At 42.5% G+C, this 22,920-nt stretch carries 21 protein-coding genes; 3 read left to right on the top strand and 18 right to left on the bottom strand.

Translation table 11 applies throughout. The features are described from left to right. Nucleotides 1-44: 44 nt before the first annotated feature. From ACLCDV_RS06695 to ACLCDV_RS06685, 3 genes are all read right to left on the bottom strand, one after another. Nucleotides 45-602 (bottom strand): hypothetical protein, encoded by a 558-nt coding sequence (locus ACLCDV_RS06695; RefSeq protein WP_411973213.1) that lies wholly within the window; start codon nt 600-602, stop codon nt 45-47. 160 nt (nt 603-762) lie between these two features. Then, nucleotides 763-993 (bottom strand): hypothetical protein, encoded by a 231-nt coding sequence (locus ACLCDV_RS06690; protein WP_411973212.1) that lies wholly within the window; start codon nt 991-993, stop codon nt 763-765. Nucleotides 994-1,036: 43 nt separating this feature from the next. Then, nucleotides 1,037-1,468 (bottom strand): hypothetical protein, encoded by a 432-nt coding sequence (locus ACLCDV_RS06685; protein WP_411973211.1) that lies wholly within the window; start codon nt 1,466-1,468, stop codon nt 1,037-1,039. A gap of 910 nt (nt 1,469-2,378) precedes the next feature. Here ACLCDV_RS06685 and ACLCDV_RS06680 point away from each other — a divergent pair. Further along, nucleotides 2,379-2,837 carry a hypothetical protein gene (locus ACLCDV_RS06680; RefSeq protein ID WP_411973210.1) on the top strand — a complete coding sequence of 153 codons (459 nt, stop codon included), beginning with the start codon at nt 2,379-2,381 and terminating at the stop codon, nt 2,835-2,837. Between the two features lie 44 nt (nt 2,838-2,881). Here ACLCDV_RS06680 and ACLCDV_RS06675 read toward each other — a convergent pair whose 3' ends face one another. The 13 genes from ACLCDV_RS06675 to ACLCDV_RS06615 all read right to left on the bottom strand — a co-directional run bounded on the left by ACLCDV_RS06675 (nt 2,882) and on the right by ACLCDV_RS06615 (nt 19,692). Further along, nucleotides 2,882-3,388, bottom strand: a complete 507-nt coding sequence (locus tag ACLCDV_RS06675; RefSeq protein WP_411973209.1) for a hypothetical protein — start codon at nt 3,386-3,388, stop codon at nt 2,882-2,884. 130 nt (nt 3,389-3,518) lie between these two features. Then, nucleotides 3,519-4,043, bottom strand: coding sequence for a hypothetical protein (locus tag ACLCDV_RS06670; RefSeq protein ID WP_411973208.1), 525 nt, complete (start codon nt 4,041-4,043; stop codon nt 3,519-3,521). 119 nt (nt 4,044-4,162) lie between these two features. After that, nucleotides 4,163-4,876, bottom strand: a complete 714-nt coding sequence (locus ACLCDV_RS06665; RefSeq protein WP_411973207.1) for a LytR/AlgR family response regulator transcription factor — start codon at nt 4,874-4,876, stop codon at nt 4,163-4,165. 6 nt (nt 4,877-4,882) lie between these two features. Next, on the bottom strand, nt 4,883-5,953 hold the full coding sequence (locus ACLCDV_RS06660; RefSeq protein WP_411973206.1) for a sensor histidine kinase: 1,071 nt from the start codon (nt 5,951-5,953) through the stop codon (nt 4,883-4,885). A gap of 4 nt (nt 5,954-5,957) precedes the next feature. Beyond that, nucleotides 5,958-8,183, bottom strand: coding sequence for an outer membrane beta-barrel protein (locus tag ACLCDV_RS06655; protein WP_411973205.1), 2,226 nt, complete (start codon nt 8,181-8,183; stop codon nt 5,958-5,960). Nucleotides 8,184-8,412: 229 nt separating this feature from the next. Continuing rightward, nucleotides 8,413-10,269 (bottom strand): DUF4859 domain-containing protein, encoded by a 1,857-nt coding sequence (locus ACLCDV_RS06650; protein WP_411973204.1) that lies wholly within the window; start codon nt 10,267-10,269, stop codon nt 8,413-8,415. 22 nt (nt 10,270-10,291) lie between these two features. Then, the gene (locus ACLCDV_RS06645) at nt 10,292-11,260 is read right to left on the bottom strand and encodes a hypothetical protein (protein WP_317667981.1); all 969 of its coding nucleotides are present in this window, start codon (nt 11,258-11,260) and stop codon (nt 10,292-10,294) included. Nucleotides 11,261-11,340: 80 nt separating this feature from the next. Continuing rightward, nucleotides 11,341-12,483, bottom strand: a complete 1,143-nt coding sequence (locus ACLCDV_RS06640) for a DUF4859 domain-containing protein (protein WP_317667982.1) — start codon at nt 12,481-12,483, stop codon at nt 11,341-11,343. Nucleotides 12,484-12,502: 19 nt separating this feature from the next. Beyond that, nucleotides 12,503-13,978, bottom strand: a complete 1,476-nt coding sequence (locus tag ACLCDV_RS06635) for a RagB/SusD family nutrient uptake outer membrane protein (protein WP_083663519.1) — start codon at nt 13,976-13,978, stop codon at nt 12,503-12,505. A 45-nt stretch (nt 13,979-14,023) separates the two neighbouring features. After that, a complete protein-coding gene (locus ACLCDV_RS06630) occupies nt 14,024-17,185 on the bottom strand; it encodes a SusC/RagA family TonB-linked outer membrane protein (protein WP_411973203.1) in 3,162 nt (1,053 codons plus the stop codon). 393 nt (nt 17,186-17,578) lie between these two features. Further along, nucleotides 17,579-18,442 carry an AraC family transcriptional regulator gene (locus ACLCDV_RS06625; RefSeq protein WP_411973202.1) on the bottom strand — a complete coding sequence of 288 codons (864 nt, stop codon included), beginning with the start codon at nt 18,440-18,442 and terminating at the stop codon, nt 17,579-17,581. A gap of 140 nt (nt 18,443-18,582) precedes the next feature. Further along, a complete protein-coding gene (locus tag ACLCDV_RS06620) occupies nt 18,583-19,110 on the bottom strand; it encodes a hypothetical protein (RefSeq protein WP_411973201.1) in 528 nt (175 codons plus the stop codon). A gap of 39 nt (nt 19,111-19,149) precedes the next feature. Beyond that, nucleotides 19,150-19,692, bottom strand: coding sequence for a hypothetical protein (locus tag ACLCDV_RS06615; protein ID WP_248933235.1), 543 nt, complete (start codon nt 19,690-19,692; stop codon nt 19,150-19,152). 368 nt (nt 19,693-20,060) lie between these two features. Here ACLCDV_RS06615 and ACLCDV_RS06610 point away from each other — a divergent pair, with 368 nt between their 5' ends. Beyond that, on the top strand, nt 20,061-20,777 hold the full coding sequence (locus ACLCDV_RS06610) for a hypothetical protein (RefSeq protein WP_157625958.1): 717 nt from the start codon (nt 20,061-20,063) through the stop codon (nt 20,775-20,777). Nucleotides 20,778-20,838: 61 nt separating this feature from the next. Further along, nucleotides 20,839-21,462: an outer membrane beta-barrel protein gene (locus ACLCDV_RS06605; protein WP_411973200.1), complete on the top strand. Its 624-nt coding sequence runs from the start codon at nt 20,839-20,841 to the stop codon at nt 21,460-21,462. Here ACLCDV_RS06605 and ACLCDV_RS06600 read toward each other — a convergent pair. Both ACLCDV_RS06600 and ACLCDV_RS06595 read right to left on the bottom strand, forming a co-directional pair. Then, nucleotides 21,444-21,752 (bottom strand): hypothetical protein, encoded by a 309-nt coding sequence (locus tag ACLCDV_RS06600; RefSeq protein ID WP_248933233.1) that lies wholly within the window; start codon nt 21,750-21,752, stop codon nt 21,444-21,446. The genes ACLCDV_RS06605 and ACLCDV_RS06600 overlap by 19 nt on opposite strands. A 10-nt stretch (nt 21,753-21,762) precedes the next feature. Then, a complete protein-coding gene (locus tag ACLCDV_RS06595; protein ID WP_075991526.1) occupies nt 21,763-22,818 on the bottom strand; it encodes a hypothetical protein in 1,056 nt (351 codons plus the stop codon). Nucleotides 22,819-22,920 lie beyond the last annotated feature (102 nt).

Genomic DNA, 22,920 nt, shown 5'->3' with positions numbered 1-22,920 from the left:
AAACCTTTATTTAGTAAACCTTGTTCATCGCGTTACCTGTATATTTATTCAGAACGATAAGAATCTATTTCGATCCAATTGCTTGACGTTATAATTCTCCCATTTCCCTTATTTTTTAGATATAGGTGCAATTTCACCTTCCTATCTGCGGTCGAAACTCTCAATTCATCCCTTCCTACAGTAAATCGATATGAAATAATACTGTCCTTTTTCAATTCCAATTTGAATTCCTCTAAAAATGCGCAGTTTGGCAGTACAGCCGGTACATCCATTCCTTCTGGAAAAAACTGTCCTGACAATAACCTGATTTTATTGTCTGTATTTTCAACAATAATTTGGTTATGTTTTAGCGCACTTGGATTCTTCGTTTTATAAAATACGGTCGCGTCTTCCCAATAATCAGGACAGCCAGTAGCAAACATTCGCTGATCTAACTTTAATATTGTATCCATTTTTGATTTGAACTCCAACCGTACAAGATAATCATTCCCCGTTTTTCTAATCGCTGTTTTTAAACATATTGAATCTTCGCATTTTTCATCAGATTGACATGAAGATAAAACACCTAATAAGGCAATATTTAAAAGTAGAAATATTTTCATAATGCTATGTTACGGAAGTTTATTTCTTACGATGTTTATTGTGCTGACTTTCCATATTTAAAATTGACTTGGTCTAAAATAAATTGCGGTACTTTCTTATCCATGCTATTTCCATAAACTGTCCATACTCATTAATATTTTTCAATCGTTCGGGCAGATCCTATAAGGAAGTTCCTCTATAGGGCTTTAATAGAAAAGAATCCGACTTGTTTTCAGAGACAACTTTGCGCAGCAGCTTTTCATCCGTACTTAATAAATCGATATTCAGATGATCCAATACTTTTATCACGAAAGGCAAATCACGATGTGAGATATCAATATTCGAATAGAACAAGCCCTCTTCCTTAAACAATCCATAGGGATAAGAGATCAAGTCTTTTGATAGCTCCATCAAAAGATCTTCGCTACAAATCAATGCACCTCTAAAATTAGCTTCAACGGGAATGATACGATTTATTCAGCTTATTGCCATAACTTTCTTCAAATTCATTCCACTGCTTTATCGTTTTTCCGTTTATGAAATAATCAATACAATTTAATTCTATATCAATCCGAGTAGTATCGAACATTTTTTTTGTTTTATGGACTTCGATAATGGGAACGCCCTTCTGTTTAACAATGGTATCACCTACATCACAAAAAGGTTTAATATTGTAAAACCACCTACCGGGCAGCAATTGTACTGTATCTCTCTTAGTAGTTGGATCAACTCCAACCAAGATAAAATCCTGATACTTGATCTTAGGTTCTTTTAAAAGAACAACATTAGCCTCGAAACTTTCAGCATATTGTTTAGTTTCTTCACATCCATTGGGATTATTACATCCAAAAGTTAATAATAGTAGTATGCTATAAATTGCTTTCATTTTTAATTTGTTTGAAATAACTCTTCCCTGTTAATGATACCTCAAAATAAAAAATGCAACGGTTTTTATGGCTCTTTTGCTTAACCAAATTTATAAATTTATTGACAGAGAAAATTATAAATACGCATCATTATTTGGAAATCAATGGCGGGTGATAACTAGACAATGCTATTCACCGAACTCCATGTAAGTGTAGCTTATTAAATTTGCGCATACCAATTTTTTAGGTTCGGTATTGTATATAAAATAAATGGACTGACAAAAGTAGCTACTACCAAATCATAGAAAAAAGAAAAGGCAAATACAGACCCCAGTGAAAAAATCAACGTAAAAATAAAAGAAAGAAGTATATATAAACCAGCGTTAATTAAAGCCAGCTTTATCAATGTATTTTTAAAAGCTATTTTATTATATAGATAAAATATAATAAAACACCACAATGGATAGTAAAATATTAAACGTAGCGAATTCACCTCGTTAGCTCCTCTTATTGCGTGCTCAAGGTTTAGTTGACTATCATGCCTAAAATAAGGCTCAATATAAAATAAAAGGACACAAATGATATATTCAATGATTAATAATAAAAACCCAAACGATACAATTCGCACACCTCTTTTCATATTTTGTTAAGCTAGTCTACTATAAATTACTTTCATACTTGTTCCTCTCTCAGAAATCATACTCACATTAAATGATCCAGAATTAAAGAATGAAGTGTTTTTTTTGGCCTTTTTTTTTCTATAGCAAATTTATAACTTTATTTACTTGGAAACTTAAAAAATGTAATCATTTACTGAATATCTAACGCAATTCACCAACAAATAATGATACTCTCTAAATCGATTATAACATACCAGATAACCGCATCAGCAGATTGGAATATTGATATAGCTAAATTAGCGATAAACACATGAAAAATTTCGAAAGAAACGGAAATGAATACAAAATGAAACCCCAGTTGGGCACCTATGTTCCTTTGGTCACTATATTTGCCATAATGGCAATTGTAGGTTTTGTCAAAATGCCGGAGTCCTCTTTTAAATGGTGGATGCTTGGTATTGTGGTCATCCTGATGATTTCCCTGCTGAGAGCTTATTTTATTATTGATATGGGCAGACGGGAAATGCGGGTACGCAAAGGGCTGTTTGGCAAAGAGGTAACTGTTCCGCTGGAAAGCCTACAGGGATTTACAATCCATAAACTCAAACAGTACGGCCTCATCACCGTGAGTGTATCGCTTCTGGCACGCTATCGAAATGAAGACGGTAAAGAAAAAAAGGTGCAGCTCGCACAGCACTATTTCACAAAACCTATACAGCGGATATGCAATGAGATCGACGAAATCATTGCCGAAGATCATAATCGATAAATGAAAAGCAGTATTCTGACGCGTCGCCTATCATTGAGTTTCGTCTAAACCCCATTTCTTCTGATATATACGAGTTTATTGCTTTTAGGGATATAAAACATAAAATAGCTTCCTCCAGAATCAGCATAGATATAGGCATAAAAATTTCCAGGCTGGTTGAGCTTTCTATTCAATTCCTGAAAACAGCTATTTTCGAAATTAGCACTATCCAGTTCCAGTGAAAATAACGCTTTGGTTTCATCGTCAATAGGGCACTCTTTCCACTGACCAATTTTTGCATCGCCGGCAATAGTTCTATTTCCCCATTTTGAAATGGGTTTTATATCTTTCTTTAATAGAATATTTTCGGCCTTATATTGTATTACATCAAAAAATTCACCCCGCATGCTAAATCCTATAAGATCTACTGCACATTCCTGTTTTAAGGTTGGTAGCTGATCAAACACGGCCAATTGATCACTTTTTTTCAAGAAATCAACGGACTGATTTTTAATCATAAAAAAGATCAGTAGGCAAATCAGCACGGCACCAATTAATTTCCAAGCATTCATACTTTTTCTATTTTAAAGGTGTTGTTATGGACTTAATGAAGGTATTTTATGAAAAATACATATTTCAAACTTGGGCATTCTTTAGGATATAAAGAACAACATCGCTATAGTTAAGTCGTTAAAGGACCTGCTAAACTACTTTAAGTTTTGAACCAAATATCTTCGTCAATGTTTTTTGTATTTCCTTGATCTTTTTTCTTTCCAAAAATTTAGAAAAATAAAATGGAAGCGCCAAAACATATCCGTCTATATTTCCTTTTTCAGAATAAAAATAAAGTCGTAGAAAGCCGTCGGCAACCTTAAGGTTGACATGCTTTACTGAATTTAGTTCTATGTTTTGAACAAAATCTGTTTTTTCATCCTGAATAGCGATTACAGCATTTTGTTTCACAATCTTAAACTTGCGTAATAAAAACAGCGCAATCAAATTGGAGCTGAGGTTCATGACATATAAGAACAATACAATCTCAACCATCAGCAACAACATTCCAAAAGTTACGCTGAACAAATTATCTCCAAATAGTGAATACATGTTAAATTCTCCACTTGGAAGTGTATACCAATAATACATGCCCGAAATCATAATCAAACAAACCAACACTTCTATCACTAGATATGTTCTTAATCTGTATAGCCTCAGCGTAAATTCTTCCATCTTAACGTTTAAATATTTGGGCCAAAAATAAGGATAAAATGGACTTCTACTAGACCTTTGGAAAAGAAAATACGCGTATCATCTGGCTCAATATTCTTTGCTGAATAAGACGTACGCACTCAACTGCAATTTAAGATCGATGTCATCACGTCCTCCCTTAAATTTCGGGCGATCGGAATTTTGTATTCCCCCACATGTAACTGATTCCCTTCTATGATTGCTATCCTATTCCTATTGACAAGATAGGATCGATGGCAGGCGATAAACTGGTGTGCTGGCAGCGTACTCATCATCTGCTGTAGGCTGCAATAGGTCACTTCCTGCGAATCTATCGTCTGCACGATCACATAGTTTCCCATACTCTGCACGAATAGGATATCGTGCAGAAAAATCTTCTTTAACTGTTTGTCCACCTTCAGAAAAATATGCGCATCTGGAGAAGCTGCCAACAGACCTGCAGATGGAGCAGCGCTGCTGAGCACATCAAATGCCCGATTGGCCGCCTTAAAGAAGCGTTCGAAGGGCACCGGTTTTAACAGATAATCGACAACGTCCAGCTCATACCCCCGCAATGCATATTTTTCATAGGCCGAGACGACGATTATCTTGGGCGGATTGCTCAGGCTCGCTATGTAATCCAAGCCTGATATCTCGGGCATCTCAATATCAAGAAAGATAAGGTCAAGGGGATGCAAACGCAGATACTGGCTCAACTCGATCGCATCTTCGCATTCAGCAACAAGCTTCAAAAAATCTATTTTCTCGATGTAGGATGCGATTCCTTTGCGCGCAAAAGGTTCATCGTCCACTATAGCACATCTGATCTCTCTCATAAACAGTTATAAATCTAGTATTAACTCAGCAAAAAAATGCGTTGTATCGGCATGCGTATTCAAGGTATGCCGCTGCGGATAGCGCAATGCCAATCTCTTTTTCAGATTGGTAAGTCCCGCCCCCGACTCCGCTACCTCAGCCCGGGGAATTGCCGCCTCAACTGCCGCGGCCCCGGATAGGCTATTGGAAATGCTGAAGCATATGTTAGTAGGATGACGCTTGAGACAGATTGCGATCTCGTACTGCCCGCGCACATATTTAAAAGCATTTTCTATTAAAGGCTGAAAAAGCAAAGGAAAGATGCTGATGTCTGCCCAATCCCCGTCAATGTCTGTGCGCACGGTCAATCTTGCTGTCAACCGCTGCTGCTGAAACGCTATATAAGATTTTAAATATGCAAGTTCCTGCTCCATCGATACCTTTTCATCCACCGTATAAATCTGATAACGTAACAGTTCCGAAAGCTGTTCGACACTTTTTTTTGCCAATGTATTGGATTCATCAATTTGAAAATAGACCGTATTAAGCGCATTAAAGAGAAAATGTGGGTGGTACTGACTTTTCAATAACTGCAATTCGGTATTTAGCTTGTCCGCTTTGATCTGTTCCACATAGATGCGATTGTCGGCCATATTTCTGTCGCTGCGCTCGTTCCGCAAAAACATGTAGTAAAGCAGAAATAAGGGAACATAAATCGCATTAACCAAGATGTAATCAATATAACCATCCCCCATATAGATCCAGCCCAGGCGTTCGGACACGAAGACCGTTGGATTCAATATCCCCATGATTTGTACAACAGCAACGATATACTCTACTGCGACATTTGGTTTGATGGTGGGCTTTGCAGCAAAGATCCTCGCCAGTCTCCGACGCCAAAGCAGTGTTATGACGTAACAAAAAACCACCGAGATAAGCAGTCCAACCGAATGGATCCTAATTCCGCCAGACCAAAATTCATCTTTCTTGGTTATATCTGTCACGACACGAAGAATATTGAAAGAAGCGATTCCCCAGAGTGCCGGACCTAGATAGTGTATGGGGTTTCCGCTTAATTTTGCTATGTTCGCTCTCATGATATCAGTAATTAATCCGGCTATTTTCTTCCAATCGGTCATTGGCACGATCGCTTTTTAGGTTACCTTTCATTCCGCGATGTAATCGGTAGGAAAGGTTGATCCCAATAACTCTACTGTCGTACAACTCCCTGTACTTCCCTTCCATAGCATCACTGCTAAAAGTTATTTTAGGCCTGTTGGTCCTGAAAAGGTCATTGGCATAAATATACAAAGTTAATTTGTCTTGCAAGATGGTTTTGCGTACGGCAGTATTCATAGACCAGAGGGAAGCCATGGTAGCTTGCCCCTCGGCAGTAGACCCATTCCAGAAGCCATTGAGCTCGAGACTGAGTTTAAAAGGCAGACTTACCGTATTTTGTACCTGTAAAGAAGGTACCAGCCGCCTGTTGCGATGCACATCAGTTGCCGTCCGCCATTCAAAAGAGGTATAGTTTAGGTTCCCGTTCAGCTGTATGTTCCACTTTTTCAGGGGGGAAATACTCGCTGCATTAAACCGCAACCCCACATTGGATGCGTGCTCCAGATTCATCGGCATAACGACAGTCCGCCTTTGCTCGTCCAGGTTGTAGCTCTTGCTGATCGCATTTTGCCGCAGGTTATAGCGCAGCTGCAACGAATAGCTGTTTTTGAACAACCAGGTCAGTTCCATCGTATGGACAAACTCGGGCTTCAATGCTGCGTTTCCCTTCTCGTACAAATAGGGGTCGTTGACCTCCACAAAAGGGCTCAGGTCTTTGAAATTTGGACGATTGACCCGCCTGTGGTAATTGAGCGAAAGCTTTTGTTCCGCATCCATTGCATAGGTCGCGGTCAGGTTCGGAAACAAATTTTTATAGGACCTCAGCATGGTAAAATCTGTATCCTTATCAATGGCGGTCCTGCTCTTAAATGCAGCATCCTCAAATCGTAGCCCCACATCGATTTGGAAGAGGTCCGAAGGGCTAAACCGCGTCTGCATAAATAGCGCTTTCAGCTGCTCCGCATGACCGAATGTATTGGTCAGGTCGGCGCGCTCCTGCCAGCTGTTGTCATGAGTTTGCTGATAAAATGAATTGGTACGCATATTAACCTGCGTCAATTTTCCACCAAAAGAGGCCGTCATATTTGGACGGATGTCGAGCATATATTTCGATTGTACCGTTGTAATAGTAACCTTTCCTCCCGTCTCACCGCGGAGTTTTTGCTGCAAGGCCGTTACTGAACCATCAGCACCAAATTTGTCCAGCAGTTGATCTTGGGTTTCGGATTGGTTAAACTGTTGCCGATCAAGATAATTTTCCCATTTGGAGCCAGCGCCAAACTGAACCGTCAAATGAGCTCCGGTACTAAAGTTCCTAAAGGTATGCCCCAACACATTTCCTGTTGCTATGCTGGAGTCCACTTGTGAAGAGCTGTTAAAGAAATTAGAACGAACAGCTTCCTGTTTGGTCCGCTCATGATTGTTGATTAATACATAAGTCCCCATTTTCACGTGATCATTTGGTGCATAATCGAGCGTGCCGTTGTAATAATGATTGCGATAATTTCTCTTTCTAACGGCGTCCATATCCAATCGCAATGCATTGCCCCCCCTATCCCCCTCCTTGCTGATATACCTGGTCGAATTAACATCAATTAATTCCGTCCCCTCTCCATAAGAATAGGTATGCGACATCGCCAACTTAGCGGTATTGGCGGCCACGGCGATATTTTGGAAGGTTCTGCTGTACTTTCCTTGTTCGGCATTGGTCGATAAAGAAACACTGAGGCCCGGGGCGGTCCTGTTGATCCGTTTCAAATTGATAAAGCGGGCATCACCATTGGCATCCATTGTAGCATCTGGCTGCGTAATAAGTTCGACAACATCGAGCGATGCGGCTGGCATGGAGGCCAAAAAATTGATCAGATTTTCACCATCCATAAAATTTGTATTGCCGTCGACCAGCAGTTGAATGCCCGCTTGCCCGTTTAAACTGATCTTACCATTTGCTAAAATGCTCACACCAGGCATTTTACGCAGCAGCTCCAGGGCGCTACCCGAAGAACCGGCGCTGCCTTTAGCGACCTGATAAGTCAGCCTGCCGGGAGCAATTTTAAGGGGATTTAAACGTCCAGACACATGTACCTCATTCAAGCGTATCGGTTTAATGGTGGTGGTATCCTGCAACGAACAGCCTGTCTCCCCATAAGCGGTACGGCAAGCAAACAGCATTGTGGCCAACTCTAGATAGATTAATTTTAGGATCATTATTCGTATTCTTTAATTTGATACGAATGTATGGGCCTAACAGCGGTTGCCTAAATAATTTATTCGAACGGTATGATTTTCGGGATGAATGGACACAGCTAAGCGCAGAGCCCAGAGGCATCGATACAATAGCAACAATAAAAAAAACAAAAAGCCACATCTCCCGACGTGGCTTAAACTAAACATAAACATATGAACCACCACCTCATCTTGTGGTTTTAACATACTCTTATTTGATATTCACATTAAATGTGAACGTCGCCTGCACAGTTTTCGTTCCTTCGTACGTATACAGCAGTGCCTGCTTGATGGTGTATTTCTTTCCAGTGGCCAAAGCCCCCGGATATTGACCGATGGAGAACGTTATCGTACTGGCGTTAAATTCTGAAAACAGGCCCGCACTGGCGCCCCAATTGGTGACAGCCCCAGCTGCAGTAAACCAATGCCCATAACCTGTGGCCGTATTGTTGGGATTTAAACTTCCATTCGGCTCCACGGCATAGAACTTAATTTTTCCGCTGCTCATCAAACCCGCAAGGTCTGCCGAAGATATGGCCAAAGCCTCCCCTAGCTGAGCGGCATTGACGCTTACCTGCGCACCCGAATACCCTGTGGCATCTGCCGGGAAGCTCAGGTCATAATTCAACGCGATATCTTTGGGCTGACTGCTCACCTCATTGTATCCTGTAGCCGTTGTACCCTGAATTTTGATTTCGTAAGGCCACTGCTCATCATTGCTGTCGTCATCATCCCAGGCATGTGGCTGGTAAACAGATGGGGCGCCTGTGACAACAAACCAGAGGTTGCTGCAATTGGCCGGAACAGTAAACGCTACCGTATTCTCCGAGCCCTCCGCCCTGTCACCATATACCCGCGTGCCATCTTTCAACAAAGCCACATAGCCATAGCGCCATCCGGCACGGCTGGCATCCACCGGATTGAATCCGGCAGCATTTGGTAAGCCTTTAAAAGCCACCGAAACCTTGGTTCCAGCAGCCGGCAGGTCCAGCGGAATCACATTGTAACCTGTAGTACCCGGACAACGATCATAGGCAACGCGAAGACTACCGTTGGATTGCCGCGTAAATTTGGTCGTCAGCTTACCGATATAATTCTTTCCATAATCCCTGATGCTGTTCAGGTCCCAGGTCACAAAGTGGGTCGCCGCATCATAGATCTCATTATTGAACTGTTTCACATCGATACCCGTTATACGCATATAGGCCTGCACCGGATCTTCAGGTTTTAACGCTTCGCGCCAGATGCGGCCAATCATATCGATCCCATGTTTACTTGTCCAATACCAATGGATGAAATAGCTGGCATAACGATATTTCTCGTGATGAATATGGCGATGATAATTTTCGGTATAGACGGGAAAATCGGAGCCCGAAAATGCCTGTGCGGGATAGGTTTGGTAGGCCTGCCATTGCGCGGTCTGCTCCCAGAACCCGTTGCCGCTCGTTCCGCCGTAGCCGTAACGAAATCCATGTCCACCTTTCAGATCGGCAAATACCTGATATTGAAAACTATGCCCGATCTCGTGGGCAATCACTGCACCCACCGGCTTACAAGTAGCCGGATTAACCCACAGTGCCCCGATTGTATCGTCGTAACCACCACCATACGCCATCCATTCTGTCGTATAATGAACAAAAATCATCATTTTGTATTTATCCAGATTGGATCGGTTTACTTTGCGTTCTGCAAACTTCAGCGTGCCGACGTTCAATGCGTAAAACTGTTCGGCCTTGGCCAAAAGATCATCAATATCGACGCGGTATTCTTCGGGTACAGCGTCCGAATTGGGGTCATTCTTCCCATAGCTTGCCCCCCAGAACACGATAAAATGCTCCGACTGACGGCTGCGCGAATAGGACCATTTGCTCCCTTTATCGTTATAATCCATCCCTTCAAATTCCTTGGGCTTATAAATCTTCAAAGAATCTGTCCCCACAGTTACGGGCGGCGTGGTGACCTCTTCCTCTACAGGAACTTCCACTTTTTTGCTGCATCCCTGCGAAACCAAAACAAGTGCTGAAACCAGTGTCAGCAGAACTTTATGCAATACTATACTTTTCATCATTTGCGCTTTTAATAGGTAGAGATCAGCTATGTGTGACAGTCAAAAAACGGAAGCGAACGGTATAGGTACCACTTCGGTAGAATTTGATGGTCGATACCGGGTTAAGATTACGTCCCAGCGTAGTCGCCGTACCAACTATACGGTAATAAGAAATGGGATCGCCCGACCAAAATTCTGTGCCTACATAAGTACCGTTCATGATCGGATACACCAGCCCCGAAACATCTGGATAGCGATACACCAACCCCGTATCGGTAACTTCCTCCGGATAGTAAGGCGACCAATTTTTGAATGTCGGCCGGTCGCCACGCTTGATGACCTCGCCTTTTTTAGGATTGAAGGGCTTGCCGTTTTTATCTTCCCATTGATATACAATTTTGTTTTCTCCTTCCGGCTGATGTTCCACAACAATCTCATAGTCTGTATACGGTAGAAAATTGGATTCGGCACCGTAGTCCGAACTCGTGCACGACTTAAATAAAATATCTTCCTTCTTGGCACCGATAACATTAAAATCGAGGATGTTCTTAAATTTTTTCTGTCCGGCGATATTGCTCACCTCCACATCGATGGTGTACTGCCCCGGGGTCACAAATTGCGTCGCCTGTGTAAAACCCACGCGGCCACCGGTCGCATTGACCATCATCGGCGGATATTTCGCCTTGCCGATTTTGGCCTTCAACAGCTCCAGGGTTGTATCCCGCCAGGTGACTTCAGCCAGGTAGGTCGATATTTCATGTTCTTTTGAAAATTCTGTTGAGAGCTCGCCGGTTTCCTTGTTCCGTACCGCAACCAGATTGACGGTCAGCGGGGTTGTGCTTCCATTGGCAACAATGGCATCCGTGTACACCACCGTCCCCTGGTTGACTTGCAGATTCTCCACATTATAGCGTAAATTTTCACTTAAATAACCTATTTGGTCACTCTTGCAGGAATCCAATAGTCCTAGGGATAAACCTGCTAAGCCGATTATAAAACTTCGTTTTTTCATCTGTTTTATTTTTTCATTTGTAATGAAGCTATCCGGTTGATTCGGTATTGCAACCGAATCAATCCCGCTAGTTTCATAATTTATTTGATCTTAACATTGAACACAAAAACAGCATTCAAATCACCCTTTGTCTTTGATTTGTATACGAGCGATTGTCGAACAGTATAGGTACTACCCACCGTCGTTTGCCCTGGATATTGCAAAATATTGAAGGTCATCGTTGAAGTTGCCAGCTCAGATACAATGCGTGCATCGGCACCCCATGAACAGGTCTGTCCTTTGGTATCGAACCAGTGCCCGGGAGCGTTGGCAGTACTGTTTGCATTTAAACTGCCATCGGGCTGTACCGCGTAGTAAGTGATATCCTTACCCACCAGCGCCGGTATTGCACCGCTCTCCACGCCATAAAAGCGGGCTAAACGCGGAAGCATGACGTCTACGGTCGTGCCCGTATATCCCGCTGCATCATATTTAATGCTCAGGTCGTAGGTAAAGGTAAGCGTAGAACCGTTTTCCACGATTTTAGGCCCCGTCAGGAGGCGCGGCACAAAATCCCCTATAAACGTATGTGTATTGGCCAATACATTTAGCATGGTTCCTGAGGCCGTTTTGATCCCCGTCGTCTGACAATAGATGCGCATGTCGGCCTGATCATCTTCTTTGACGGTCACAATACCATCGGGGCTGATCTGATCGGCCTCGCCACGCACTTTCACATAATATAGATAATAAACGGGCTGCGAGGACCAGGCTGCTTTGGGCTGCTTTTGTCTATGGTAAACAAATCCACCCACATTGGCCGCATTGCTGATCGTCGTATACGCTGTGCTGGCTGTTTCCAAATTGTAAGCTGCATCATTATAGATGTATGCCCTCACCGAATCTACGGGTATTTCGTTCAGAAACTGGTCAAAAGAATACTGCGCATTTTCATCCACATATTTCACCGAGTCTACCTTCTGTTTATAATAGCGGTTGACCGAATAATCCGACGGTGCCCAAAAGGTTTTCGCCTTGTTAATTTCATCTTTGAGTTTAAAATGGTCAATCACCAGCAGCAAGGTGTCAAACATCCCATTGGGATGAGCCGCCAGATAATCGTAAGTAGACAGATTGACTTCGGCTACATGGAGGCCGTCATCCGTCAGATAAGCCGCTTTCTTGCAACCGATCACGGTAAGTCCAAAAGCCAGCAGCAACGCAAATCGATATAAGGTTTTCATTTTTTTCAGGTTTAGTGGTTTACATATTGACGGTTCCCCAGTATGGTGTCTGATTCAGCAGCGGATTGGTTGACAACAACGATGGGTCAAATGGCCAAAGGTATTTCTTCGCATTAAATTGCGACTGGTTCATTTTGCCTTCCGGAAATTTATAGACATTGAAGTGTTTATACAACCGCACGAGATCGTAATAGCGATGGCCTTCCAGAAAAAGCTCGCGCGCTCTTTCGCTAAAGATGGCCTCGATGAGCGGTTCCTCATTTGTGTAGGCAGGCAGTCCAGCTTGCGTGCGGATTTCATTTAAGATGGTTTCTGCGGAGCTATTTTTACCTGTTGCGGCCAATCCCTCTGCCATAAGCAGCTTAATATCAGAATAGCGAAAGATGATGATGTTATTTTTAAATATCGCATTGGCATTTGACGCATTACTCGAAAACTTAACATTCGCATATTTCGTACACAGCGCATAGTTACCGTTATAAACTATATCAAACACACTTTTAAATCGTTTGTCGTTACTGTCTTTAAAGAGCGTTTTAATATAATCCTGACTGATTCTTAGAATCGGATCTGTTAAAGTCCGAAAATAAGGCCCGGCTAGCGAGAAGTACCCTATCCCCGAGTTTGTACCTTCGTTTTCCCCATTTTGGGAAATCTCAAAAATACCTTCATTGGATTTTCCCTGATAAATACTGCGGTAATTCAGACTGTCCCTTCCCACAAAAGAATATTCGCCGCTTTCCAATACCGATTTAGCCGCCTCGATGCAGTCCGCATATTCGCCGCGCCATGCACTCAGGTGCGCCTGCAGGGCAAGCGCTGCTCCGGTATTTGCACGCAGGGCAAAATCATCTTGGTCAATATTGCTCCATTTCAGTAAAGTCAAAGCTTTAGTTAAATCGGCCTGGCTCTGATCCAGCACATCACTCTCTTTACTTGCCGGGAGATTTACAGCATTGATGGGCACCACAGATTCTGTGATAATCGGCACTGTTCCCCATACCCTCGCCATATAGAAATAGGCAAATGCACGCACAAAGTAAGCTTCGCCGATATAGTAATCCCTGGTCGATACATTGTCAAAGGCATTTTCATCCATCTTAGGGAGCTTTTGGATCACGCGGTTGGCCTGGTCTATGGCCTGATAGAAGACATCATAGCGCCGCAGCTGATACGCGGGCCGCCAGGTTTCCGAAGCCGCTACAGCCGTATTGAGCTGCATATTGACAATCGGATTAAAGTCTGCGTTGGTCGAAGAAGTAATTTCGTCCGTTAGCAAATCGCCATAGGCATAGTAGGCCATCCCATTGCCTTGATTTAGGGCCTTGCGCAGCAGCGCATACATGGCGTTGGTTGCGCTATTGGCATCTTCCTGCGTTTTCCAGAAGTTCTCGTCGGTTGCCGAACTGACAGGCTCAATGTCCAGAAACTTGGAGCAGCCTGAAGCGAGATACATGAAAGCACTCAGCATTAAAAACAATATTTTTCTTTTCATCTCTAACTAATTTTAAGCCACCGTTATCCGATGGAACTGACATGATTAAAAGGTAACATCCAAGCCTATTGTCCATTTCTTCGGGATCGGATATCCGTTGCCCGTTGAATAACCATTGGCTTCCACTGCTTCAGGGTCCGGCACAGAAGACCAGGACTTAACAGCCACATTATCCACGACCCCATAAATGCGGAGCATTTTCAACTTAAGTTTCTTAATCATGGCCTGCGGGAATGTGTAGCTCAGCTGAATATTTTTCAGGCGTACAAAACTGGCATTTTCCACGAAAGTACTATTAGCGATGTGCCAATTGTCTACCGTATTGCGAAACAAAGTAGGGTATTTGGTCTGATCGCCGTCTTTCATCCAGAAGTCGCTGGGTTTAAAATCGCCTGCAATAGCCGAATTGGTACCCCAGGTCGAATAAAGGGCAGATGAACCGGCATCCTGTAATTTATCCGACAGGTAACCATTCCACAAAGAGCGTCCGAAAACAAAGCTCACGAGTGTGGATAGGCTAAAATTCTTGTAAGAAAATTGGTTGATAAAACCGCCCACGAAGTCGGGATTTGGATTTCCCATATCAATTTTATCGTTATAGTCGATCACATAATCCCCATTGACATCCCTTCTGCGCGGATCGCCAGCCTGATAAAGGACCGATCGATTAAAGTGCGCTATTCTTCTTCCCGTCAATGGATCGACAGGCACGTCAGCATTGGTCGCATATACGCCATCCACATCCCATACTTTGAATGGAAAAATAGGCTGGCCTACATTCAGGGCGCGTTGCATCCAGGGTGGTCCCACTTGTATTTCCTTTCCACCGTCAGGCAGGCTGGTCACATAATTTTTATTATAAGCCATATTGAAATTTGTAGTCCACTGGAAAGCAGATCCAGGGGCCATATTTCGGGAGATAATCGTCATTTCCACACCACTGTTTCTCACACTGATAAAATTGTTGGAGACCGTGCTGTATCCCGAAGTAGCGGGCATCGTCAGATCGTATACCAACTCTTTGGAGTCGCGCACATAAAAATCAGCAGTTACCGTAACCCGGTCGTGCAGCAGGTTCATATCGAACCCGGCATTAAACTGCGGTGAACGCTCCCATCGGATCGTCGGTGATGTTGCCGCCGCCGCATAATTAGGAGATACTGTCGGCTTACCGTTATACGAGAGTACCGAACCAGCAATGCCATTTTCCAGCACCGCCCCTGGATAAGATGCGTCAAAAGTCAGTCCTGTGTAGCGCGCATAGTACGAGCCCGGATCACGACCCGTAATACCATAGCTACCCCTTATTTTGAAAAAGGATATCGCGTTTTTGACTCCCTGGAAAAACGGTTCTTCCGAAAGCACCCAGCCTGCAGATATGGATGGGAAAATACCCCAGCGGTTATCCTTGCTGTATCGCGACGATGCGTCCATCCTATAGCTTGCAGAAAGCAGGTATTTGTCCTTATAATCATAGCCAAAACGACCGAATACCGATACGCGCGAGCGCTCATTGATGGAAGTCGTTGCATAGAGATCAGGCCCGGAAGGGATACCGGTTACGGTTTTCACATAATTTCCATTGTCGTTGTAGCCATACATATAATTTTCATTGGACGTATTGCGTTCAATACCAGTACCCAAAACGGCACTAAAATTATGGGTATTGCGAATGCTCTTGATGTAGTTAAAATAGGTTTCCCATTCCCAGCGCTTATTTTGGTTCACCCAATTCTGTGCAAAGTTTCTATAGCCCGTAAGCAGTTTGGGGCGAAAAAGATCGCGTGTATTATTATTGACATTAAACGAAAACTGCGAGCGCAGGGTCAGCCCATTGATCAGAAATTTCTTCAGTGTCCCCGCGAAGTTTCCATTCAGGCTGAAGGAGTTATCGCGATCCATCAAACCATCGTAGCGCCCCGTATAGATCTGCTGGTCTACATCCGTAAGCTGATAGAAAGAAGAAGGAAATCCCCAGGTGCTAAAGGGATATTTTGTATCGTCACCCGAACCATGTTTCGCTTTAGTAAAACCTGCGAACAAATTTGTTTCAAATTGGAAATTGTCCGTCGGGTTAGCCTGTAACATCAGGCGCGGCGTTAGGTTTTCATTTTCAAAGCCCATCATTACGCCCTGCTCATAATAACGCTGTGCCGAGAAACGGTATAAAAATTTCTCCATGGTGGCACCGATACTCACATTGACATTGTTGATGTTGGCCGACTGCAGAAAAAGCCCCTGCCAATCGGTATTGTTGTTAAAGGCCGGATTTAAACTATCTGTTAACATGGGGCTAATGGATCCATTATTGAACCAGTCGTACGATCCACCCTGATAGAGCAAGTTCATTTTCAGCCTGCGCTCGGCTGCACCAACGGTGATGGGCTTCATTGCCGGACGGCTGGAAACTCCGTTGTAAGCCGAGATCCGTATTTCGGGTTTACCCTGCGCCGGACGTTTGGTTTTGATGATAATGACCCCATTTGCAGCACGGGCACCATAAATAGCCGATGCCGAAGCATCTTTCAGGATATCAACCGATTCGATGTCGTTGGGATTAATGGCCTGCAGAGGACTTGCATTACCGTAAGCCGACCGGATATCACTCACGTCGTAAATAATATTGTCGATCACATATAAGGGCGCCTGCAGTTGGTTGTCTGCTAGCCCCAGGTTGCTCGTTCCACGGATGTTGACAATGTTATTGGTACCGGGTTCGCCCGAAGTACTCAACACCGTCAGACCAGCCACGCGTCCCTGCAGCATGGCATCGAAGGTTGCATAGGGTGTATTTTCAAAATCTTTCCCCTTTACGGTAGCAATAGCTCCTGTCGTCTTCCGCCGCTGCACATCCTGATAGCCCATTACGACCACCTCATCAAGCCCCGTTCCATCTTCCTTCATCGTTATCTGAAGTGTATTTTCGCCGGCACGCAGCTGTTTCTCCTGCCGTACATAACCGACGTAACTAAAAATCAAGGTCGGATTTGCCGATTTAAGCGGTAGGCTGAATTTTCCATCCGCATCTGTTTTGGTGGCATTGCGGATGCCTTTCTCTAAAATACTCAGATCAGACAAAGGTATGCCTTTTTCGTCTTTAACGATCCCCGTGACCGTTCTCTGTTGTTGCGCATATAGCTGTTGACAGACCAACAGCAGCAACATAAAAATACCCGTTAAGCATTTTTTTGGAAGATTTTCATACATAGTCATAATTTCGTTAAGCAGGTGTTCAGTTTAGCATACTGTCAATGACACATCTATCCCTGGGATAAATGAATTCCTTTTGCAAAAAAGGCTGTAACAGCATGTTAAAAAATTGATTAGTTCTTCTTTCTGTAACAAAATTAGTACTTCGGAGTAGCGGTTTTCGGTCAGATCTTACCCACTCATTCTAGCATTTTAACAAAAGAAAAAGAGGCCTATTGGCGAGCTGTAGGATTGCAGCATAGTGCATAAAACAGCAATTCCGTCCAATCCTATCGGGAATATTTTCCCCGTTATGGTTAGACGGAATTGAATCAGAGCCGAAATCGCGCAGGAAATTGAGCGACCTTCTGCCAGATGGGATCAAATAGCCTAAAGTGATTAAAAAGTTTGTTAATCGTATAGATAATTTCGGTAGTTGCGCACATATATTTTGGGCGATATCCCCAATATACTTCGAAACACACGGTTGAAATTGGTGATGCTATTAAAGCCGGCATCATAGGCGATTAAAGAGATCGAGTCGTGCCTACCCAAACCCAATAATTTACAGGCTTCACGGATACGCAGTTCATTTAAATAGGCGACAAAAGTTTTTCCGGTGCAATTCTTAAAATAGCGGCAAAAGGCATGCGGCGTAAGGTTTGCCTTTTCGGCTATTTCATCCAAACTGATATCCACTTTAAAGTGCTCTTCCAAAAATTTACATAATTTTTCGATTCTGAAAGGTTTGGAGATTTCCCTTTTGGCCAGTTGAACACCAGAAAGCGGCTCCAATTCGGCGAATACTTTGCTGAGTGATTTTAACAGATAAAAGAAATTGACGAGCTGATCCAGAAAGTCGGACTTTTGCAGGATTTCAATATAATAGCATACCTGTCCCTGATGTTTCGGCGGAACCTTAAATCCCCGCTGGCATTTATGCACAAAATCAAGCAGATTACGAAGTTCGGGCATGGTGGCCATGGTAGACAGTGCTCCTTTCGGGCTAAAAAATAGTGAGACAGACCGCACAGATACTCCTGCGATGAAACTTTTAAACACATGGGCCTGGTTTGTTCCCAATAGAAAAATGTCGCCGGGCTGAAACTCATGTACATTATCGTCCACGAGTAGCTGGCCGATACCTTCTTTAATCCAGATTAATTGATATTCCTCATGACGATGCATATACGGATAGAATTTATCCAGTACATCTTCTTGAATATAGATAGATTTATCCTGAGGGGCAGGAACTTTAAATTGAACTGGCTTCATAACAATTTAGATTTAAATAAATGTCAATATGACATTAAATATACAATAGCCAGTTTAGTATTACAAAGCTTAACTAAAAGAGGTTAAAATAAGGTGATAGTTGGTTATAATTTGCACATGAATGCAGCCACTACTAGCTGTTAGCCAGCCCCCAGCTCTTCAGCCAGCGCTTGTAAGCCTTGATTAGCTTCTTCAAATCGTTTGAGTTCGACCGCATAAGATTCCGTAACCGTTTCGAGCAAGGCACTTCCCGCGGTAAAGTCAACATAGGCCATCACCGTATCACCACCCCACATCCAGTCAAAAATCAGGGCATACCCCTCCAAAACAAAGCCCTCCAGTTGTTTTAAAAGAGCCAGCATCGGCAATATTTCAAGATAGTTTTCACTAAAGTTCAGTACGGCGAATGTCCAGTGTTGCTTTTCCTCATCGTAATACTCCTTTGCACCATAAAATCGATCCTTGAGCAGATTATCGAAGACTTCACGAATGCGCGCCTGTGAATAACTAGGAATAATTTCCAAAGTTGTTTTGCTGTACATCTGCCGGCTCTCCCACCACTGCGACCAATTATCATCTTTGTTCGGGGAAATTGGTTTAGAAGCAAAAAACTCATTCAATCTCGATTTTTCTATTCGAATACTAATATAAAGGCTATCCAGTTCCATAAGATCGTTCTAAAGATATTCTTAACTTCTTTTTTAACGTTACCAGCTCGACAGTTTGATCTTACCATCGCTATCAAAATCCGTATTATCGGTCACCCTTTTGAGGTTCAGCTGCTTTAATGATAGGCCTTCTTTTAGGGGCAAATCGGCAGCTTTCATCCTAAATAATGGATAGGATAATGGCTTTTCGCTCCATTCCAGCACAAAATGATAGCCATCTACGATCTTTTGCTGGTCATCTGTTTTGATGATCAAGATATTGTGGAAGGTTTGCTCCGGCTTGGCCATATCGCTATCTGGTGAGATACCCCTTGCTTTATAGGTGGCGATAAACTTATAATAATGGTACTTGCCATTTATGGGATTAAATACTAATTCGCGGCTGTTGTTTTCTTTGATCAAAGCTGAAAAAGACTGCTCAAAATCATCCAGTAACTTGTAATTAAAATCGGTATTGATCTTATTAGCGACCAATATATAGGTCTTTTCATCTTTACCGGCACTATTTCCCTTCGCTTGGTTTTGTGCAGCGACCGAATAACAAGTGAACCAGCCTAACAATAGGACTATTAAATATCTCATCCTACTAATTTATTAAAATTCAAAGAATATTCCTTAGCTGGCCAGCAATCATTTCATTTTTCGATTTCTAGGTGACACAAGCGGAAAACTTTTACACTGCTCCAATAAATTTTCCAATCGCTTATCATGTATTGGTCAATCGGGAGCCATTATTCTCGCAAATGCCCAATCACTTGTAACCAAATTGCAGCTTTTAGTATCCGGGGTTAGCTATTAACTTATATTTATTAAATTTGTAGCATTACGCATATTATTTCCGTTGGCAATAGTATAGTATCAAAATAAATTATGAAAAGACCTATTTTAACGAAATGCGCAGTTTTATTGATTTTCCTTTAATACGTCTTACTGACCTATTCTATATTATTATGCTGAACATATTTCAAAAAGTAAATAAAGGGCAATGGTTGCTCTTTATCCTACCATTCTTTCTATTTGGGTGCGAAAAAGATGAGCGCGATGGCACAACCTGTGCGCAGAATTGTATTGTACTATCGGGAGTTGTTGTGGATACTCCTGCGAACAAATTATTATCTGATGTAGAAATAGGGATTTCTTTCCAATATTACAGTTCGTTCCTTAAACCATCTATAAGTTTGGGGAAAACAAAGACAGATACCAAAGGCAAATATAGTTTTCGATTTGATGCCAGCAAATACCTATCCCGAGAAGGCTTTTTTATAGTTGGCGTCAAAAAGAATGGTTATTATCTTAATGCATACCATCCAGATTCCTATCAAAGCGTAGCTTATTATGACTTGGACGAGCTCAAATATGATACGCCAACCGATGAACGAATAATGCTTTTTAAAAGGGGTGAAATGGAGTTGCATCTCAAAAATGTCAAGAAGCTCGATTTGAAGATGCTTTCGGTTAGCTATGGTCCAGAGAAATCCAATACTGGTTTTTCTATCGCTCCTGTCCCTCATGATTTGGATACCATCGTTAGGATAACGATTCCTGCCGATATGGAATCTGTATTAAAATGGCAAGGCTATAATGGACCGAACCCCTTACAATTCGACAAGGCCGCCACTGTTAATTCAGAAAAAGGAAGCTTTACACGTTATCAGTTAGATTTCTAGTGAGAATTAGCGCCAATTAAAAAGAGAAAACAATTATAAAATCTATCATCATACATTCAATATGCTTAACAAATTACTTTCCAGGATATTTCTTTCCGTTTTAACTTTATTAGCAACCGGCCTCTATGCGCAGCAAAACAATAGTGGCAGTTATGACATCGAACTTTCTATTACTCCCCTAGCTGAGAGTACTATTGGACCTCGGAAAAGCCTTATGGGAGCCGGTAGCGACGACAGTAAGAATTATATCGCTGGATTGCTCCGCGTAGGCTATCACTATAATGAAACATGGTCTTTTGGTGCAGGTGTGGGCTATTCCCATCAGAACATCACGACAACATCGGCAATAGTCGATCCATCGGTGGAGCGGATGCAATATTCCTCGGAACTTTCTATTTGGGAATTCCCTTTAGATGCCAGGGTAAAATTTTTGAAATATCTCTACGCAAATGCGGGACCGATGTTACACTTCCAGCAGAACGCAAATAGTTATGTAGACAAGCAGCATGGCATAGGTTTCCATATTGGACTAGGCGCAAAGGTTCCATTATCCCAACAGTTTGCTGTCTTGCTGTCGCCTAATTACAAAATGTACTCCCTCATCCCTTTCCAATCGGGAAGAAATTATGATCGCGTGCAGGCTTTGGGAATTACGGTTGGGGTAAATTATAGGATTGTCAAATAATAATCGCTTATGCTTGACGAAACATGCCAGGTCATGACCGTTTTTTTATAACGCTCAAAATCATCCCTTTTCCATTTGGTGATATGGTATCCTTTACAGAGCCTGCAATAGTAGGCTCTGCGGCAAGCCGGTTTTCCCATCCGGTGTTTGATGCGTTTACCATTGGTGACATTTTTGACACGCGAACGTAATTTAAAACAGAACATCGCATACTGTGCCTCTATCCGGGACGGAAATGCCACCTTTCCAGTGGCCCGGCATTTCCAAGTATTGCTTTTCATGCTTTCCATAATCGATCTGTTAAAGGTTATTATTTATTGTATTCTCTTTTTCAATAGGTACCTGCAGCATGACCCAGTCTTTTATCCTGCGGGAAATGGTCGACGAAACCACAAAACTGTCGATAGCACCAAACGGTACATGCAAAATGATCCGAAGCCGCCCGCCCTTTATTTGATAGCAGGCCTTGATCATGTCCAATGGAATCGCGTGATGCCGGTCAATTTTCTGCACAAAGCCCTGGGTATCGCGCACAATTTCGTTCAGGCTACGCTGTTCACAGCCTTTGCTATCTTCCATATCTTCTTTTAGGTATAGCTTAACGATAGGCGTATTATTGGTCTTCTCAAATAGAAATATCCCCAGCTCCGTGTACATAATCTTTTTTGTGAGGTATTTGTTGTTGATCACAAACTCCTCCAGTGCCGGATTTATCGATTTGAGCAGCGTCAGATCGATTTCCTCCACAGCATCTGTTTCCTTGATGGTCTCATCAGCCGATGCCGGATCTATAGTATCATACAAATCAAAAGTTTGTGCTTCAATTTGCGCATCCGCATTGACAGCTATGCTATTCTGCCTTTGTAAAGTACGTTCCAAGCGGATCAGGTACCGTTCCCTTTTCCGATAAATACTCCAATAAAAAAAGGTGATATAGAGCATATTAAAAAGCAGTATACAGACAAAAATCACCAATAAAGGCAGCCATATCCATTCACTTTTAGGTGCTGCAACAGGCTTGAGGATACCAAATAGGGCTACGGTTGGCAGCAGTACACAGAAAAAGAACTGTGTGCCCAGCCGATCGCCCATGTGCAGCAGCCAGCTTTTCTTTTTGTCCAACAGCTTGATCCCCCATCTTATATAAAAGAGTGTCAATGCCGCGATAATTACATTAAATAGATAACTTACAATCAGTGGTCTGCTATCAAACCAACCTGACAGCGCTGTTACCGCACCGATATACCAACAGATGCCGCCAAAAAGAAACGAAGCGATCCACACCCAGATGAAATCTGGATAATATACGTGCATCTCCGTATCTTTAGCATACTTGACCTGTTGGTTACTTTCCATAATGTACTGTTAATTTCAACGATTAACCTTGAACTGATCGATAGATAAATGCAGGCGAGGCTAATGCTTTCCAAAAATCTCCTATTAAAAAAATTTCTATAT

Origin of the sequence: Sphingobacterium sp. Lzh-3 (assembly GCF_046764375.1) — a bacterium.
Lineage (GTDB): Bacteria > Bacteroidota > Bacteroidia > Sphingobacteriales > Sphingobacteriaceae > Sphingobacterium.
This window is presented reverse-complemented; position numbering and strand designations above follow the sequence as displayed.